Genomic DNA, 16,978 nt, shown 5'->3' on the forward strand with positions numbered 1-16,978 from the left:
AGCGGGCCCTAGTCGACCCCCCGTATCCGCCCCACGAGCGCCGCCCCCGCCAGCCCGATCACCGCCGCCACCAGGTAGAGGACCCGGTAGCCGCCGAGATACGTGACGATCGGCGCGGCGAGGGCGGGGGCCGCGACCTGCGGCAGGGCGTTGGCCACGTTGATGACGCCGAGGTCCTTGCCCCGGTCCAGGGCCTTCGGCAGGACGTCCGTCATCAGCGCGAAGTCGACCGAGGTGAACACCCCGAAACCGATGCCGAGGAAGGCCGCCGCGACGATCGCCCCCGGCCAGGTCTGCCAGGCCGCAAGCAGCGCCGTCGCCGCCGCCATCAGCATCCCCGACCAGACCACGAAGGGCTTGCGGCGGCCCAGCCGGTCCGACCAGACCCCGCCCACCACGACCGTCGCCATCAGCGTCAGCCCGTTTATGGCGGTCAGGATCAGCACGCCCTGCTCGGCGTCGTGGTGGTGGAGGCGGTCGCGGAGGTAGTAGAGGAGGTACAGCAGGACCAGCGCGTTGCTGAGGTTGATCAGGAACCGGGTCAGCCACGCCCAGCCCAGGTCCGGATAGCGGCGCGGGCTCAGCCAGAAACCGGCCAGGAAACCCCGCCAGGACCACGCGGGCCGGTCCGCCGGCGCCAGCCGCAGATCCGGGTGGCGGAGTACGTACGGCAGCACGCCCAGCGCCGTGAACACCGCGCAGGCCACATAGCCCGCCCCGACGCCCCCGGCGGCCGTCGCCAGGCCCGTGCCGCCGACCACGCCCAGGATCTGCGCGGCCCCCAGCCAGCCGCCCACCGCCCCCCGCTGCAGCCTCGGCACCCGGTCCGGCACCGCCGCCGTCACCGCCGCGAAGGCCGCGTTCAGCGTCAGCTGGACCAGGGCCCAGCCCAGCATCATCGTCCACATCCCACCGGCGCCCGCGAGCAGCAGCAGGGACAGCGCCCCGCCCGCCGTGCCGGCGACGATCCACGGGGTGCGGCGGCCCCAGCGGGACGTCGTACGGTCCGACAGCGCGCCGAAGACCGGGTTCGCCGCCAGCGACACCACCGCGCCGACCCCGGTCACCCACGCCAGCATCGTCTCCTTCGACATCCCGGAGCCGGGCGCGAAGTCCTTGGCCTGGGAGGCCAGCAGGATCTGCAGCGGGCCGTACCAGCCCACCCAGATCGCCCCGTTGGCGAGGGAGAGCGCCGACGTCCAGCCGCGCCCGACCTTCTCGGCCGGTTCCGCCAGGGCGGCCGGCTCCCCGGCCGGCTCACGTGTCGTCGTCATCTCTGCGCCCGCAGCACGTCCCGGAACCAGTGGTACGACGACTTCGGCGTCCGCGTCTGGGTGGCGTAGTCGACGTGCACCAGGCCGAAGCGGCGCTCGTAGCCCTCCGCCCACTCGAAGTTGTCGAGGAGGGACCAGACGAAGTACCCGCGCACGTCCACGCCGGCCTCGGCCGCCTTGTGCAGCGCCCGGATGTGGCCGTCCAGGTAGGCGATGCGGGCCTGGTCGTCGAGGCCCTCGTACGAGCAGCCGTTCTCGGTGATGACGACGGGCGGCAGCCGGTCGCCGTAGCGGTCGCGGAAGCCGGTGAGGAGTTCGGTGAGGCCCTCCGGGACCACCGGCCAGCCGAAGTCCGTCACCGGGACGTCCTCGATGTCCTGGACGGAGAAGGGGAGTTCGGCGGGGAGGGTGAGCCCGCCGAACTCGATCTCGGTGCCCTGCGGGGCGCCCACCCTGGTCGGGGCGTAGTAGTTGATCCCGTACCAGTCGAGCGGTTCGGAGATCACCTTCAGGTCGGCGGCGACGTCGCCCGGCATCAGGTCGCCCATGCCGTCCGGGTACTCGCCGAGCAGGACCGGCTCGGCGAACAGGCGGTTGAGGAGGAGGTCGTAGAAGGCGGCCGCCTCCAGGTCCGCGGGCTCCTGGGAGGCCGGCCAGGTCGGGCCGTGGGAGTTGGCGATGCCGATGTCGCCGGCGCCGGCCGCGCGCAGCGCCCGGACGGCCAGACCGTGGGCGAGGAGCTGGTGGTGGGCGACCGGGAGCGCGTCGAACATCAGCTGCTTGCCGGGGGCGTGGGCGCCCAGGGCGTGGCCGAACAGGGTGTGTTCGGCGGGCTCGTTGAGGGTGATCCACTTCTTGACGCGGTCGCCGAGCCGGTCCACGACCGTGGCGACGTGCTCGGCGAAGCGCGCGGCCGTGTCCCGCTCCAGCCAGCCCCCCGCCTCCTGGAGGGCCGACGGCAGGTCCCAGTGGAAGAGGGTGGGGACCGGGCGTACGCCCGCCGCGCACAGGTCGTCCACGAGACGGTCGTAGAAGTCCAGGCCGCCCGTCGAGCGGACCCTCGGCCAGGAGATCGAGAAGCGGTACGCGTCCACGCCGAGGCCGGCCAGCAGGGCCGTGTCCTCGCGGTGGCGGTGGACGTGGTCGCAGGCCACCGCCGCCGTGGAACCGTCCTTGATCCGGCCCGGTTCCGCCTCGAAGGCGTCCCAGACGGACGGCTCGCGCTCGTCGGCCGCGCCCTCGATCTGATGGGCCGAGGTCGAGACACCCCAGAGGAAGCCGTCGGGGAACCGCGGGAAGGGGGGTATCGGATTGACCGAGTCACTCAGCATGGCCGGGATCATCCTTACCCCCGGTTACGGAAGTCAACGCCCGGACGGGAACTACCCGTTACGCGCCTTCTTTCAACACCCGGGAGATCAGTTCGCGTTGCTCGTCGGTCAGCCGGGGATCGGCCGCGTACACCGTCCGTCCGTCCACCGTGATCTCGTAGGCGAACCCGTCCGGCACCCCGGGCGGCGGAGCGCCCCGGCCGGCCGCGAGCGCGCGCTCGGCCAGGGTCTGCCACTCGTGGGCGTCGGGCCGGCCCGAGGTGTCCACCTCGGCCCGGCGCTCGATGCCCGCGAACCCGCCCGTACGCCTCACCTGAATACGCATGGGTCCCTGTGTAGTACGGACTCAGCCGGTCTGCACCCCCACCTGGGCCCAGGCCTTGAGGACCGCCTCGGTCTCCTCGCCCTCCTTGTAGCGGGCCTTGGCGGCGGTCACCGTGAGCTTGGCGAAGTCCGTGAACCGGGCGTCCGAGGCCAGCTCGCCGCCGGTGAGGACGTCGTACCAGATCTGCCCGGCCCGCTCCCAGGCGTTGCCGCCGAGGGCGGTGGCGAGCAGGTAGAAGGCGTGGTTGGGGATGCCGGAGTTGATGTGCACCCCGCCGTTGTCCCGGCTGGTCTTCACGTACTGCGCCATGGTCGCGGGCTGCGGGTCCTTGCCGAGGCGCGGGTCGTCGTACGCGGTGCCCGGGGCCTTCATGGAGCGCAGCGCCACGCCGTGCACGCCGGGGGCGAGCAGGCCCTCGCCGATCAGCCAGTCGGCCTGGTCGGTGCTCTGGCCGAGGGAGTACTGCTTGATGAGGGAGCCGAAGACGTCCGAGACCGACTCGTTGAGGGCGCCGGACTGGCCGTAGTACTCCAGGTTGGCGGTGTACTGGGTGACGCCGTGGGTGAGCTCGTGGCCGATGACGTCGACGGAGCTGGTGAAGTCGGTGAAGATCACGCCGTCGCCGTCGCCGAACACCATCTGCTCGCCGTTCCAGAAGGCGTTGTCGTAGTCGCGGTCGTAGTGCACGGTCGCGTCGAGCGCGAGCCCGTTGCCGTCGATGGAGTCGCGCTCGTACGCCTTCAGGTACAGCTCGAAGGTGGCGCCGAGGCCGGCGTAGGCGCGGTTGACGGTGGCGTCCTGGCCGGGCTCGGAGCCCTCCTCGCGGACCTTGGTGCCGGGCAGGTCGGTGCCGTGCTGCGCGTCGTAGATCGTGCGGCGCGGGGTGGCGTCGGGGCCCGCCGGGGCGGCGATCGCGGCGAGGGTGCGCACGGCGGTCACGCGGCGGCGGGTACGGGCCGCGGAGTCGTGCTGCAGGGTGCGCAGCGCGGAGTCGGCGAGCGTGCCGTCCTCGTGCTGGGCGAGCTGGTCGAGGATGTGCGGCGGCACGATCCCGCAGAAGACGGGCGTGCGGCGGATGACGGGCTCGGAGCCCCCGTGGGTCGTCATGCACGGCACCCTCGCACTGCGTCACGCGGCTGTCACTACCCGCAACCATGATTGGTGAAATACCGTGACAATTGACCACCCTCCGTGAGGGGGAGTGGTATGGCGCACGTTTTGTCCTGTTCCTCCCCCTGGTCCCGCATACTGATACGGCGCCCCGCCTCCGCAGGGCCTCGGCTAGCATGCTTCGCATCATGCGTTTCGGGCTGCTTCTTCTTAGCTGCCGCGGCGAGGGCCTGTAGTCCAGGTCGACTCCCTCCCCGCGGAGCTTCGCGTTGCGTCGTCGGCCGTCCTTCCGGACACCCACTAGGAGCCCCGCAATCATGGCGAACCGCCAGCAGCCCAGCAGCATGCCGATCCACAAGTACGGCCGCTACGACCAGGTCGACATCCCGGACCGCACCTGGCCGGACAACCGGATCACCGTCGCCCCCCGCTGGCTCTCCACCGACCTGCGCGACGGCAACCAGGCACTGATCGACCCCATGTCGCCCGAGCGCAAGCGCCGGATGTTCGACCAGCTGGTCAAGATGGGCTACAAGGAGATCGAGGTCGGCTTCCCGGCCTCCGGCCAGACCGACTTCGACTTCGTGCGCTCGATCATCGAGGAAGAGGGCGCGATCCCCGACGACGTCACGATCTCCGTACTGACCCAGGCCCGCGAGGACCTGATCGAGCGGACCGTCGAGTCGCTGAAGGGCGCCAGGCGGGCCACCGTCCACCTGTACAACGCCACCGCCCCGGTCTTCCGCCGGGTGGTCTTCCGCGGTTCCAAGGACGACATCAAGCAGATCGCGGTGGACGGCACCCGTCTCGTCATGGAGTACGCCGAGAAGCTGCTGGGCCCGGAGACCGAGTTCGGCTACCAGTACTCGCCGGAGATCTTCACCGACACCGAGCTGGACTTCGCGCTGGAGGTCTGCGAGGCGGTGATGGACGTCTACCAGCCGGGCCCGGGCCGCGAGATCATCCTCAACCTGCCTGCCACGGTGGAGCGTTCGACGCCGTCCACGCACGCGGACCGCTTCGAGTGGATGAGCCGCAACATCTCCCGCCGCGAGCACGTCGTCATCTCCGTCCACCCGCACAACGACCGCGGTACGGCCGTGGCCGCCGCCGAGCTGGCGCTGATGGCCGGCGCCGACCGCGTCGAGGGCTGCCTGTTCGGACAGGGCGAGCGGACCGGCAACGTCGACCTGGTCACCCTGGGCATGAACCTGTTCTCGCAGGGCGTCGACCCGCAGATCGACTTCTCCGACATCGACGAGATCCGTCGTACGTGGGAGTACTGCAACCAGATGGAGGTCCACCCGCGCCACCCGTACGTGGGCGACCTGGTCTACACGTCCTTCTCCGGCTCCCACCAGGACGCCATCAAGAAGGGCTTCGACGCCATGGAGGCCGACGCCGCGGCCAAGGGCGTCACCGTCGACGACATCGAGTGGGCGGTCCCGTACCTGCCGATCGACCCCAAGGACGTCGGCCGCTCCTACGAGGCGGTCATCCGGGTCAACTCGCAGTCCGGCAAGGGCGGTATCGCCTACGTCCTGAAGAACGACCACAAGCTGGACCTGCCGCGCCGGATGCAGATCGAGTTCTCCAAGCTCATCCAGGCCAAGACGGACGCCGAGGGCGGCGAGGTCACCGGCGCCGACATCTGGGCGGTCTTCCAGGACGAGTACCTGCCGAACCCGGAGAACCCCTGGGGCCGCGTCCAGGTCCGCACCGGCCAGTCGACCACCGACACCGACGGCACCGACACCCTCACCGTCGAGGCGACCGTCGACGGCGAGGACACCGTCCTGACCGGCTCCGGCAACGGCCCGATCTCCGCCTTCTTCGACGCGCTGCAGGGCCTGGGCATCGACGTACGCCTCCTGGACTACCAGGAGCACACGATGAGCGAGGGCGCCTCCGCGCAGGCCGCCTCCTACATCGAATGTGCGATCGACGGCAAGATCCTCTGGGGTATCGGCATCGACGCGAACACGACGCGTGCGTCGCTGAAGGCGGTCGTCTCCGCCGTCAACCGCGCGACGCGATAACCCCTCTGACCGGCGGTTTCGGGGCCCTGATCACCTGTTACGGCGATCAGGGCCCCGCTGCTTCTCGGCCATCCGGCCGTGGAGGTCACGGAAAGGTCTCGTACGGGGTACTGACTCCACCTCCTCCATGTGGCTAACATCACGCCAGCGGTGGCGATGTTGCCACGGCGTTACGGAGGTGCGACGTGCTGCCAGTACGGGGACGAGACGGCCGAACCGTCAGGCCTGCCCGCATTCTGGGCACCCGCACCGCGTGGACACCCGTCGGCGACGGCCAGTTCTTCTGCCCCGGCTGCGGAGGCGACCGCAACTACCAGCGCCTCACCGGCCGCCGCCGCTTCACCCTGCTCGGCGTGCCGGTGCTGCCGCGCGGCACCACCGGCCCGGTCGTGGAGTGCGCCGCCTGCCGCCACCACTACGGCACCGACGTACTCGACCACCCCACCACCACCCGCTTCTCCGCGATGCTCCGCGACGCCGTGCACACCGTCGCCCTCGCCGTCCTCGCCGCCGGCGGCACCTGTTCCCGTACGGCCCTGGAGGCGGCCGCGGCCACGGTCCGCGCGGCCGGTTTCGAGGACGCTACCGAGGACCAGCTGGGCGCGCTGGTCGACGCCCTCGCCGCGGACACCGGCCGGGTGTTCGAGCAGCCCGGCGGCGCGAGCCTCGCGATAGAACTGCACGAGGCCCTCGACCCCCTCGCCCCGCATCTCGCCCCCGGCGGCCGCGAGTCCCTCCTCCTCCAGGCCGCCCGCATCGCCCTCGCCGACGGCCCCTACACCACCGCCGAACGCGAGGTCCTCGGCACCGTCGGCGCGGCCCTCACCATCTGCGCCCACGACGTCACCCGCCTCCTGGCAGCGGCCCGCACACCGTCCTGAACGTCACCCGCCCCCGTCTCCGGGCGTTTCGTCTCCGGCGTTCCGCGCGGGTGCGATCGGCTCTCGGCTCTCGGCCGAGCCTCCCTCGGCCCGGCGTTCCCAGGGTGAGGTTCCGGCGCTCTCCGGGTGAGGTTCCGGCGTTCTCCGCGGGCGCGTCCTCCGTTCTCCGGGCCGCGGTGGATTTCCGGCGCGGCCGAGTGTCCCGTCCGGCCGGGCGGGGAACTTCCTTGCGTACCGGAGGACTTCGCCGGACCCACAGGGGACCCGGGGAACGCGTGCGAACGTCCTCGGCGGGCGTCGGGGGACGAGGGGGAGCGCATGAGACCGGGCATGCGCTGGATGCTGGTGGTGGCTCTGAACGTGATCGCGTTCACGGGCGTCTTCCTGCTGTTCTACGCGGTGGACGTGCCGCTGCTGCCGCGGTCCGACGACAGCCGGGTCGCCGTGGGGGTGGCCGCGGCGACCGTCGCCGCGACCGTCGGCGGCACCTGGGGGGCGTGGTGGGCCCCGCGTGCCGCCCGGCCCGAGGCGGGCCCGCCGCCGGACGCCGTACGCCTGGAACTGCCGCATGCCACCGTCACCGTGTCCGGCTCCGCGCCGCCGCCCGAGCCGGCTCCCCTCCTCGTCCGGATGGGGGACCTGCCCCGGGAACCGGTCGGCTTCCAGCCACGCCGTGATCTGCTCGCCGAACTCGCCGGTGCCGCCGAACGGCACGAACTCGCCGTGGTCCACGCGGTGACCGGTGCCCGGGGCGTCGGCAAGACCCAGCTCGCGGCGGCCTACGCCCGGCGTCGTATCGAGGACGGGTGGCCCGTGGTCGCCTGGATCACCGCGGAGAACAGCGGGCAGCTGGCCTCGGGCCTCGCCGACCTCGCCGACCAGCTCGGGGTGCGGGAGGCCGGGGACGACGCGGTGCCCGCGGCCCGGGCGGCCCTCGACTGGATCGGCCGCCATCCCGGCCACCGGTGCCTGCTGGTGCTCGACAACGCCACCGACCCCGACGAGGTGCTGCGCTGGCTGCCCACCTCCGGGCACGCCCAGGTGGTGGTCACGGCCACCTCCCGGGCCTTCGAGTACCTGGCCGCCGCCCGGGTCGACGTCACCGTCTTCAGCGAGGAGGAAGCGCTGGCCTTCCTGCGGGAACGGGTCGGCGCGGACCAGGACGGGGCGGCCGAACTCGCCGCGGAGCTGGGCCGGCTGCCGCTGGCGCTCGCCCAGGCCGCGCACGTCATCCGGTCCCGGGACACGGGCTACCGGCCCTACCTGGACCGGCTGCGCGCCTATCCGCTGGACTCGGCGCTGGAGAAGGTGCCGGGGGAGCGCTACGCGCACCGGCTGGCCGAGGCGGTGCTGATCTCGCTCGAACAGGCCGAGCAGGCGGGGCCGGCCGGCGTCGTACGGACGGTGCTGGAGATCCTCTCGGTGCTGTCCCCGGCCGGCGTGCCCCGGGAACTGCTGCACGGGGCGGCCCGCGAGGCGGGCGTCGACGACCCCACCGCCGTCACGGACGCCCTCGGCGCCCTCTTCCAGGCCTCGCTCGCCACGAACACCGGCACGGACGCCCCGAGCGTGCACCGGCTGGTCCAGCGGGTGGTGCGCGAACGCGCGGGCGCGGCCCTCGGATCCGTCGTGGCCGATGTCGCCCGGTACCTGGGAGAGGTCCGGGTGCCCGTCCACGAGGCCTGGGAGCGAAGGGAGTTCGCCGGTCAGCTCGTCGACCAGATCGACGCGCTCTGGTCGGTCGCGTGCCATGCCCCCGTCGAACCGGGCCCGGACCTGTGGACCGATCTGGTGCTGCTGCGGCGCTGGGCGGCCTACGGGCATCTGCGGCACGTCGGCGCGACCACGAGGGCGCTGGCCCTGGCCGTGCGCACCCGGGCCGACTGCGAGGCGGCCCTGGACGAGGACGCCCCCGCGCTGCGGCTCGCCCTGGAGCTGGAGGGCGACCTGTACAGCACCGCCCGGCGCAGCGAGCAGGCGGTCACGGCCTACGTCCGGCGGCTGGAACTCGCCGGGCGCGCCCTCGCCCCCGACGACCCCGAACTCGAACAGGCCCGCCGGGACCTCGCCGGTGCCTACCTGGACGGCGGACGGTTCGAGCTCGCCGTCCCCATGTTCGAGGAACTGGAGCGTGCCGCGCGGCGCACCCACGGCTCCGATCACCGCGAGGCGCGCGAGGCGCTGGACGAACTCGCGAACGCCTACGCGACGGCGGGGCGGCGCCAGGAGGCGGTGAGCGCCGTGGCACGGCTGCGCTCGGACGTGCTCGGCGCCGCCGGTCCGACGGAGGCGGGCCCGGACTCGCTCGTCGGCCTCGCCGACGCCTACCAGGCGGTCGACGAGGCGGAGGAGGGCGTTCTCCTGCTGCGCCGGTACGTGGAGGAGTGCCGGCTCGCCCACGGCCCCGGCTCCTGGGAGACGTTGTCCGCCCGCAACCGCCTGGCCCGCTGCTGCGCGGACGCCCAGCTGTACGCCGAGGCCCTCGCCCTGGCCGAGGAGGCCGTCACCGACGCCGAGGAGACGTTCGGACCGTCGGCCGCCGAGACTCTCGTGGTCCGTGACACCCTCGCCTACTGCCTGCAGCTGGCCGACCGGGACCAGGAGGCCACCGACCTGTTCCGGCGGCTGGTGGCCGACGAGACCGCTCTGCTCGGCCCCGAGCACATCAGCGTCCTGCATGCCCGCCGCCGACTCGTCTGGTCCCTCGACCAGTCGGTCCGCCACCGGGAGGCCTACGAGGAGAGCCGGGCCCTGCTCGCGGACCACGAGCGGATCCTCGGCGCGGAGGACCCGGCCACCCTGGACGTGCGCAGCCACCACGTCTCCTTGTGCGTGCGGCACGGCCGCCGCGAGGAGGCGGTGGACGGCGCCCGCGAACTGCTCGCGGACCACGAGCGGCTGTGCGGACCGCGCGATCCGCAGACCGTCCAGGTCCGGCTGGCCCTCGGAGACGCCCTCACCGCGGCCGCACGGCACGCGGAGGCGGAGGAACTGCTGCGCGACACGCTGCGGGACGCCGAGAGCACGCTGCCCCCCGGTCACCCGAAGGTGTTCTCGGCCCGGAGCCGGCTGGCCGGCCTGCTGCTCACCACGGGCCGGTACCAGGAGGCGCGGGAGCTTCGGGAGCGGGCCGTCGCCGAGAACGCCCGGCTGTACGGGGAGGATCACGTCAACGTGGTGTGGGCCCGTGCCGACCTGGTCGGCACGCTCCAGCACGGCCAGCAGTACGAGGCGGCCCTGGCCGTCCAGCGCCGGGTCGCCGAGGACATCGCCCGGCGCTGGGGCGAGGACCATCCGGCCACCCTGCTGGCCGGCCGCCGGACGGCCTCGGCCTGCGACTGGGCCGGCCGGTACCGGGAACAGCTCGCGCTGGCCGAACGGAGCGTCGCCGACCACGAGCGGCACTACGGGGCCGACAGTCTGCTCACCGTGTTCACCCGTCAGGAGCTGGTCCAGGCTCTGCTGCGCAACCGGATGCGCGGCGCGGCCCGCAGACTCAACCGGGAGCTGTACACCTGGCTGCGCGGTGCGCTGGGCGACGAGCACCCCCTGACCATCGGCGCGCTCGAAGACATCGCCGACGACCTGCGTACCGCGCAGCGGCGGCTGAAGGCCCTGCGGCTGCGCAGGCGGGTGCTGCGAGCCTGGCAGGCCCGGTCCGACCCCTGGAGTCCGAGCACGGTCGCCGCCCGGCGCAGGCTGGGCTCGGCCTACTGCTCGGTCGGCCTGGTTCACCGCAACGCCATGCTGCAGAAGCGGCTTCTCGACGACCTGACGGCCCGTTTCGGTCCGCACCACACGATGACCCTGATGCAGCAGGACTGGTGGAGCCACGCGCTGTGCGTCTCGGGCCGTTGGCGTCGGGCCCGGGAGATCGCGCGGGCCCGGCTCGCTTCCTACGAACGGCTGTACGGTCCCGGGCACCCCTGGACGCTGGAGGCCCGCCGGTTCGCCGCCCTCATCGACCGCTACACGCTGCGGGTGCGCGCCTCGCTGGCCGGGTACACCGCGCTCGCCGCCGACCATGCCCGGATCCAGGGCCCCGACCATCCGATGACCGCCCGGGCCCGCAGCAACGCGGCCCGCGCCACGGTGTGGGCCCTGCACCCGCGTCGCGCGGCGTTCCTCTTCGACGCCGTGCGGGACGACACCGTCCGCCGCTACGGTGCCGACAGCGTCCAGGTCCGCGTGTTCCTGCGGTACTACCGCCCGCTCTGCCTGGTGACCGGTCACTGGCGCGGTCTGCGCGCCGCGTTCCGCCTCCGCTCCTGACACTCCGTCGGGTTTCGCAACCACCGTGACCCGTTTGGCCGTTGTGGGGATGCAATATGAGTGAAGGGGAGCACCATGGAAGAGTGAGCCATGTGTCTCCTGTGACCCGCGTGAGCCGGATCTCCGTCGCCGCCGCCCTGCTGCTGGGGGCGTTCGCGGTCGAGCCCAGGGCCTGGGCGGCGACCTGTGAGTCCTCCGTGCCGTACGTCTCCGGTGAGGGCGGCTACGCCCAGTACCGCATCCCGGCCGTGGTCCGCACCTGGCGCGGCACCCTGCTGGCCTTCGCGGAGGGCCGGCACACCACCGCCGGGGACAGCGGTGACATCGACGTGGTGCTGAGACGTTCCTCCGACGGCGGCTGCACCTGGAGCCCGCTCCAGGTGGTGGCCGACGGCAACGGCGACACCCGCGGCAACCCGGCGCCGGTCGTCGACCCGCGCACCGGCGACATCGTCCTGGTGACCTCGTACAACGACGGCTCGGTGAGCGAGGCGCAGATCATGCGCGGCCAGGTCACCCAGGCGCAGAGCCGCCGGGTGTTCGTGCAGCGCAGCCGCAGCGACGGGCGGTCCTTCACCGCCCCGCGGGAGATCACGGCCCAGGTGAAACCTTCCGGCTGGCGCTGGTACGCCACCGGACCCGGCCATGCCGTCGCCCTCACCGAGGGCCCGCACCGGGGCCGGCTGGTCGTCGCCGCCGACCACTCCGCCGCCCCGCGCGCCGGCTCCGCCGACACCGGCAGCGAGGCCAAGTACTACGGCGGGCACGCCCTCTACAGCGACGACCACGGCCGCACCTGGCATCTCGGCTTCGTCGACGACTCCTACACCGGCCACGACAACGCCAACGAGACGACCGCCGCCCAACTCCCCGGCGGGCGCCTCTACTTCAACGCCCGCGACCAGAACGGCTCCAGCCCCGGCAACCGGCTGGACGCCTGGTCGAGCGACGGCGGCGAGACCCTGGACGCCGGCTACACCGTCCAGCCGACCCTCGACGAGGTGCCGGTGGTCGAGGGCTCGGTCCTCCAACTCCGGGGCGCGGACTCCCCGCTGCTCTTCTCGGCGCCCTCGGTCCCGACCGCCCGCAGGTCCATGGCCCTGTGGAGCAGCACGGACCAGGGCATCACCTTCGACCGGCTCCGCACCCTGTCCGACCGGAAGGCGGCCTACTCGGACCTGGTCCAGGTGGACAAGAGCACGGTGGGGGTGCTGTACGAGACGGGCACGCGCACGGCGTACGAGACGATCGAGTTCCGGCGCCTCCCGGCCCCCTGAGGAAACCTTTCGCACCACCGGGCAACCGAATCCGGGCGCCCGGTGGTCTGGAGGGCGAGGGGGTGGCTGATGCAGGCCGAACTCGAGGCCCAGTTCCAGGAATTCGTCAGAGCGCGGTGGTCCCATCTCGTACGGACCGCCGTTCTGCTCACCGGCGACCCGCACCACGCGGAGGACCTCACGCAGACCGCGCTGGCCAAGGCGTACCGGTCGTGGCGCCGGGTCTCCCGCGCCGACCATCCGGAGGCGTACGTCCGCCGCATACTGGTCAGCTGCAACAGCGACCGCTTCCGCAAGCGGCGGGTGGCGGAGTCGCTGACCGCCGCGCCGCCGGAGCACCCGGGGCACGACGACGCCGTGACCCGGGCCGACGAGCGCGGCACGCTGCTCGCGGCCCTGGCCCAGCTGCCGCCCAGGCAGCGCGCGGTGGTGGTGCTGCGGTACTGGGAGGACCTGTCCGAGGGGGAGGTGGCCGAGGTGCTCGGCTGCTCCCCGGGCACGGTCAAGAGCCAGGCGTCCAAGGGCCTGGCGAAGTTGCGTACGTTCCCGGGGCTCGCGCAGACCATGAGCCACGCGGGGTCCGGGCAGGGAGGCGGCAGGTGAGCGCGGAACAGCGGGACGGCGGAGTCGGGCCGGACTTCGAGGCACAGGTCCGGGCCCTGCTGGCGGGGGAGGCGTCGGCGGTCCGGCCGTCACCGGTGCCGTATCCGGAGATCCGCCGCCGGGGCGTGCTGGAGCGGCGCCGGCGACTCGCCGTGGGCGGGGCCGCGCTGGCGGCGCTGGCGGCGGTGCCGGTCGGCGCGTACGCGCTGGGCGGCGGCAGCACGGTGACGAGCCCGGCCGGGCCCGGCCCCACCGCGCACCACAGCGCGCCTCCGACCCCCTCCGCCACCCCGAGCGGGTCCGCGTCGGCCGAGCCCGCGCCGCCCGCGTCCGCGGGCCAGCTCCTCGACGGGATCACCTTCGGGCTGGCCGTGCAGGGGCTCGGCCAGTGCCTCGACACCAACAAGGCGAACCACTCGACCAAGGACCCCACCTACGTCGACCTGGGCCGCCCCGCCGACTACCGGATCATCCTCGCGATGCGGAGCACCGGCGACTCGAACGCCCCCGGCGACGGCTACTTCGTGGTCGCGGTGCGCGAGAAGCCGACGGCGACCCGGATCATCTGCGACATCAGCGACGGCCAGGCCGGGCTGAACATCAGCTCCGGGGACCCCTTCGGCGGCGCCAAGCTGCCCGTGGTCCCGGACATGAACAGCGGCAAGCTGTACCAGCAGTCGTTCATCGACAAGGGCAACTGGAAACTGCCGTTCCGCTGGGGGATCATCGGCAACTACCGTGGCGCGGTGGCCAGGATGACCTTCTCCTACGGCGACAGCACGGGCGAGGCGCTCCTCGACCACGGCTGGTTCGTCGCCACCGGCACCCTGCACCGGCAGGTCACCGAGGCCCCGCACCTCAAGGGGTACGACAAGACGGGCAAGCTCGTCTACGACTCCGGCCAGGACGCCTCCTACGAGAAGACGCTGCCCTAGGGCCCGCCCCGGCCGGTCCGGGTCAGCCGGTCCCGACGCCGTGCAGCAGGTTGGCGACCAGCCGGCCCGCGAACGCGTCGGTGAGGGGCTGGTCGGGGAGCAGCAGGCGGTGGTAGCAGGCGCCCCAGAGCTGGTCGACCAGGATCTCGGGGTCGGCGTCGGCGCGCAGCTGGCCGCGGTCCTGGGCGCGCCGCATCGCCGCCACCGCGAGCTCGCGCCGGGGCCCGGAGTAGCGCTCCAGCAGGGCGGCCAGGAGGTCGGGGTCGGTCTGGGCCCGGCCGATGAGCCCGCCGATGACCGGGCCGGCCGGTGTTCCGGTGAGCAGCCGGACGAAGGCGCGGACCTGGGCCGTCAGGTCGGCCGCGATGTCGCCGGTGTCGGGGAAGGCGAGGGTGGACTCGACGGCGTGGAAGTAGCCGTCGAGCGCGAGCGTGCCGCGTGAGGGCCACCACTTGTGGATCGTCGTCTTGCTGACCCCGGCCTCCTGGGCGACCCGCTCGATGGTGAAGGCCGCCATGCCCTCCCGCAGGAGCAGGGCCCCGGCGGCGGTGAGGATGTCGGCCCGCACCTCGTCCGCGGGCCGCCGTCCCCGCCCGCGCCGCACCGGCGTACCCGGAGTCCCTTCGACCTGCTGCACCTGATGCCTCCTGCCCGTGTCCGTCGACCTTCGACCGCCGATCTTCGACCACTCACTGTGACATATGGACGGCGCGTCCACCATCTGCTTATATGGACTCAGCGTTCATTAATAGTCCTCCCCGGAGAGGTGGAATCACGATGTCTGAGGTCACACGTGTCGCACTGGTCACCGGAGCGTCCGGCGGCATCGGCCGCGCCGTCGCCGAGCGGCTGGCCGCGGAAGGCGTGGCGATCGGCGTCCACTACGCGGGCAACGCCGAGGCCGCGCAGGAGGTCGTCGCCGCGGTCGAGCGGGCCGGCGGGCGCGCGGTCGCCGTCCGGGGCGACGTCGCCGACGAGACCGCCATGGCCGAGGCGTTCGACGTGGTGGAGAAGGAGTTCGGCGGGATCGACGTGGTCGTCCACACCGCCGGGGTGATGACCCTCGGGCCGGTCGCGGAGTTCGGCCTGGACGACCTCGACCGTATGCACCGCACCAACATCCGCGGCACCTTCGTCGTCGCCCAGCAGGCCGCGCGCCGGGTCCGGGCCGGCGGTGCGATCATCACCTTCTCGACCTCCGTCACCCGGCTCGCCGCCCCCGGCTACGCCGCCTACGCGGCCAGCAAGGGCGCCGTCGAGGCGATGACCCTCGTCCTCGCCCGCGAGCTGCGCGGCCGCGACATCACGGTCAACGCGGTCGCCCCCGGCCCCACGGCCACCCCGCTCTTCCTCGACGGCAAGGACGAGGAGACGGTACGACGGCTCGCGGCACAGGCCCCGCTGGAGCGGCTCGGCACCCCCGCCGACATCGCCGAGACCGTCGCCTTCCTGGCCGGCCCGGGCCGCTGGGTCAACGGCCAGGTGCTGTACACGAACGGCGGGATCGCCTGACGGTGTGCCGCGAGGTGCTGGTGTGCCGCGAGGTGCCCGCGGGCGACTGCGGGCGCCGTCGCGGCTGGTCGTGGCCGGACGCGCGCCCACGCGGCGGAGCCGCCTGTGGATGCGGCCCCGCGCCGCTTCGGGCCGCCCCTAGTCCTCGGTCTCCTCGCGCAGCGCCGTATCGAGCAGGGACCGGGCCGCCCAGCGCATGACCTCCTTCGCCTCCGCCGCCTCCAGTTCGCAGACGTCGCGGGTCGAGACCAGGGACTCCACGCCGTAGACCAGGGTGAGCGCCATGGTCAGTCGACGGAGTGCGGCGGGCGGGAGGGTGTCGGTGAGGGGGGCCAGGGCGGTGCGGGTCAGGTCGAGGCGGTTGCGGCTGCGGACCGGGAACCCGTCCTCCTCCGGGCCGTCGCCGCCCTGCTCGAGGGACCGCTCCAGGCTCGCGCTCAGCATCGCCCGCCAGGCCGGCTCGTTCGCCAGCTGCATGTCGGCGACCCGGGAGACGATCGCGTCCACCCGCCCGGCCGGGTCGGCGGGCAGGTCCGCGGTGAGGTCCGGGGCGCGCATCAGCGTGCGGGTCTCCCGGAGCAGCTCCTGGGGGCTGGAGAAGTACCGGTAGGCGGTGGCCGTCGAGACCCGGGCCGCCTCGGCCGCGTCCGCGATGGTGACCGGGTGCCCCTCGCGCAGCAGCTCGGCGGCCGCGTCGAGGAGGGCCCGGCGGGTGCGCAGCTTCTGGTTGCGCCGGCCGTCCCGCGCGCCCCTCGCGCCCTCCGCACTCCTTTCGCTCCCCTCCATGATGAGAACCCCTCTTGTCGTGAGAACCATTTCTCATTATGGTAACAGTGTCTCACTACGGGGGCCGCGGCTCCGTGCGAGAGCACGCGGCGCGACGAGAGAGGGGGCTCCTGACCATGGGCTCCATGACACCCGCCGAAATGGAAGAGCTGATCGAGGCGCACATGAGCGCCGAGGAACGCGGTGATCCGGAGGGGTCGGTCGCCGTCTACACCGACGACATCGAGCACGACGTCGTCGGCGACCCGAACGGCCCGAAGCACGGCATCCCGGCGGCGCTCGACTTCTACCGCCAGCTGTGCAAGGACTTCCGCGCCGAGAGCGAGGAGCGCACCCGCACCTACTACTCCGACGACGCCGTGACCATGGAGAACGTGATGACGGGCACGGTCCCGGGCGCCATGCTCGGCATCCCGGGCGGAGGCCGCCGGATCACCTTCCGGATCCTGCACGTCTTCGAGTTCCGCGACGGCCGCATCTCCCGGGAGAACGTCTGGCTGGACGGCGCCGCCGTGGCGGCCCAGCTGACCGCTCCCGCGTAGCACCCCGGCGCCGGCCGCCCGCCCGGCGGCCGGCGCCGACTCCCGCCGTTCCGGGGTGTCGTCGGGGCGCCATCGGGGTGCCGTAGGAGCG

The 16,978-nt window shown here is 72.9% G+C and carries 14 protein-coding genes; 8 read left to right on the forward strand and 6 right to left on the reverse strand.

Going from position 1 to position 16,978, the window contains the following annotated elements:
- Positions 1-8: 8 nt before the first annotated feature.
- From ACGFZS_RS01200 to ACGFZS_RS01215, 4 genes are read right to left on the reverse strand one after another with little or no spacing between them, the layout of a single operon-like run.
- Positions 9-1,274, reverse strand: coding sequence for an MFS transporter (locus ACGFZS_RS01200; RefSeq protein WP_393793364.1), 1,266 nt, complete (start codon positions 1,272-1,274; stop codon positions 9-11).
- Positions 1,271-2,605 carry a GH1 family beta-glucosidase gene (locus ACGFZS_RS01205; protein WP_393793365.1) on the reverse strand — a complete coding sequence of 445 codons (1,335 nt, stop codon included), beginning with the start codon at positions 2,603-2,605 and terminating at the stop codon, positions 1,271-1,273. Before ACGFZS_RS01205 ends, ACGFZS_RS01200 begins: the two co-directional genes overlap by 4 nt.
- A 58-nt stretch (positions 2,606-2,663) precedes the next feature.
- Positions 2,664-2,930, reverse strand: coding sequence for a protealysin inhibitor emfourin (locus ACGFZS_RS01210; protein ID WP_359218201.1), 267 nt, complete (start codon positions 2,928-2,930; stop codon positions 2,664-2,666).
- A 21-nt stretch (positions 2,931-2,951) separates the two neighbouring features.
- Positions 2,952-4,037 carry a M4 family metallopeptidase gene (locus tag ACGFZS_RS01215; protein ID WP_393793366.1) on the reverse strand — a complete coding sequence of 362 codons (1,086 nt, stop codon included), beginning with the start codon at positions 4,035-4,037 and terminating at the stop codon, positions 2,952-2,954.
- Between the two features lie 320 nt (positions 4,038-4,357).
- Between ACGFZS_RS01215 and leuA the strand changes: the two genes are divergently transcribed.
- From leuA to ACGFZS_RS01245, 6 genes are all read left to right on the forward strand, one after another.
- Positions 4,358-6,079, forward strand: coding sequence for a 2-isopropylmalate synthase (gene leuA / locus ACGFZS_RS01220; protein ID WP_393793367.1), 1,722 nt, complete (start codon positions 4,358-4,360; stop codon positions 6,077-6,079).
- Between the two features lie 185 nt (positions 6,080-6,264).
- Positions 6,265-6,960 (forward strand): TerB family tellurite resistance protein, encoded by a 696-nt coding sequence (locus ACGFZS_RS01225; RefSeq protein ID WP_393793368.1) that lies wholly within the window; start codon positions 6,265-6,267, stop codon positions 6,958-6,960.
- A 318-nt stretch (positions 6,961-7,278) separates the two neighbouring features.
- Positions 7,279-11,232, forward strand: coding sequence for a tetratricopeptide repeat protein (locus tag ACGFZS_RS01230; protein WP_393793369.1), 3,954 nt, complete (start codon positions 7,279-7,281; stop codon positions 11,230-11,232).
- Between the two features lie 101 nt (positions 11,233-11,333).
- Positions 11,334-12,509 (forward strand): exo-alpha-sialidase, encoded by a 1,176-nt coding sequence (locus tag ACGFZS_RS01235; protein WP_393794098.1) that lies wholly within the window; start codon positions 11,334-11,336, stop codon positions 12,507-12,509.
- A 69-nt stretch (positions 12,510-12,578) separates the two neighbouring features.
- Positions 12,579-13,112, forward strand: coding sequence for a SigE family RNA polymerase sigma factor (locus tag ACGFZS_RS01240; protein ID WP_393656604.1), 534 nt, complete (start codon positions 12,579-12,581; stop codon positions 13,110-13,112).
- Positions 13,109-14,047, forward strand: a complete 939-nt coding sequence (locus ACGFZS_RS01245; protein ID WP_393793370.1) for a hypothetical protein — start codon at positions 13,109-13,111, stop codon at positions 14,045-14,047. The genes ACGFZS_RS01240 and ACGFZS_RS01245 overlap by 4 nt, the downstream gene beginning before the upstream one ends.
- A gap of 22 nt (positions 14,048-14,069) precedes the next feature.
- Here ACGFZS_RS01245 and ACGFZS_RS01250 read toward each other — a convergent pair whose 3' ends face one another.
- Entirely contained in the window at positions 14,070-14,684 is a 615-nt protein-coding gene (locus tag ACGFZS_RS01250; RefSeq protein WP_393793371.1) for a TetR/AcrR family transcriptional regulator C-terminal ligand-binding domain-containing protein, read from the reverse strand.
- Positions 14,685-14,824: 140 nt separating this feature from the next.
- Here ACGFZS_RS01250 and ACGFZS_RS01255 point away from each other — a divergent pair, with 140 nt between their 5' ends.
- Positions 14,825-15,559 (forward strand): SDR family oxidoreductase, encoded by a 735-nt coding sequence (locus ACGFZS_RS01255; RefSeq protein WP_365682760.1) that lies wholly within the window; start codon positions 14,825-14,827, stop codon positions 15,557-15,559.
- A gap of 138 nt (positions 15,560-15,697) precedes the next feature.
- On the opposite strand, the gene ACGFZS_RS01260 is transcribed toward ACGFZS_RS01255, so the two are convergent.
- The gene (locus tag ACGFZS_RS01260; RefSeq protein ID WP_393793372.1) at positions 15,698-16,345 is read right to left on the reverse strand and encodes a TetR family transcriptional regulator; all 648 of its coding nucleotides are present in this window, start codon (positions 16,343-16,345) and stop codon (positions 15,698-15,700) included.
- A gap of 125 nt (positions 16,346-16,470) precedes the next feature.
- Here ACGFZS_RS01260 and ACGFZS_RS01265 point away from each other — a divergent pair, with 125 nt between their 5' ends.
- Positions 16,471-16,887: an ester cyclase gene (locus tag ACGFZS_RS01265; RefSeq protein ID WP_365682764.1), complete on the forward strand. Its 417-nt coding sequence runs from the start codon at positions 16,471-16,473 to the stop codon at positions 16,885-16,887.
- The last annotated feature ends 91 nt before the right edge of the window (positions 16,888-16,978 follow it).

This window comes from Streptomyces sp. NPDC048288 (assembly GCF_043201555.1).
Lineage (GTDB): Bacteria > Actinomycetota > Actinomycetes > Streptomycetales > Streptomycetaceae > Streptomyces.

Bases quoted from the DNA above. Each gene is read 5' to 3' on its own strand.
- ACGFZS_RS01210 (WP_359218201.1), bottom strand. From the start codon at position 2,930: ATGCGTATTCAGGTGAGGCGTACGGGCGGGTTCGCGGGCATCGAGCGC.
- ACGFZS_RS01230 (WP_393793369.1), top strand. From the start codon at position 7,279: ATGAGACCGGGCATGCGCTGGATGCTGGTGGTGGCTCTGAACGTGATC.
- ACGFZS_RS01205 (WP_393793365.1), bottom strand. From the start codon at position 2,605: ATGCTGAGTGACTCGGTCAATCCGATACCCCCCTTCCCGCGGTTCCCC.
- ACGFZS_RS01255 (WP_365682760.1), top strand. From the start codon at position 14,825: ATGTCTGAGGTCACACGTGTCGCACTGGTCACCGGAGCGTCCGGCGGC.
- leuA (WP_393793367.1), top strand. From the start codon at position 4,358: ATGGCGAACCGCCAGCAGCCCAGCAGCATGCCGATCCACAAGTACGGC.
- ACGFZS_RS01200 (WP_393793364.1), bottom strand. From the start codon at position 1,274: ATGACGACGACACGTGAGCCGGCCGGGGAGCCGGCCGCCCTGGCGGAA.
- ACGFZS_RS01240 (WP_393656604.1), top strand. From the start codon at position 12,579: ATGCAGGCCGAACTCGAGGCCCAGTTCCAGGAATTCGTCAGAGCGCGG.
- ACGFZS_RS01260 (WP_393793372.1), bottom strand. From the start codon at position 16,345: ATGGAGGGGAGCGAAAGGAGTGCGGAGGGCGCGAGGGGCGCGCGGGAC.
- ACGFZS_RS01215 (WP_393793366.1), bottom strand. From the start codon at position 4,037: ATGACGACCCACGGGGGCTCCGAGCCCGTCATCCGCCGCACGCCCGTC.
- ACGFZS_RS01265 (WP_365682764.1), top strand. From the start codon at position 16,471: ATGACACCCGCCGAAATGGAAGAGCTGATCGAGGCGCACATGAGCGCC.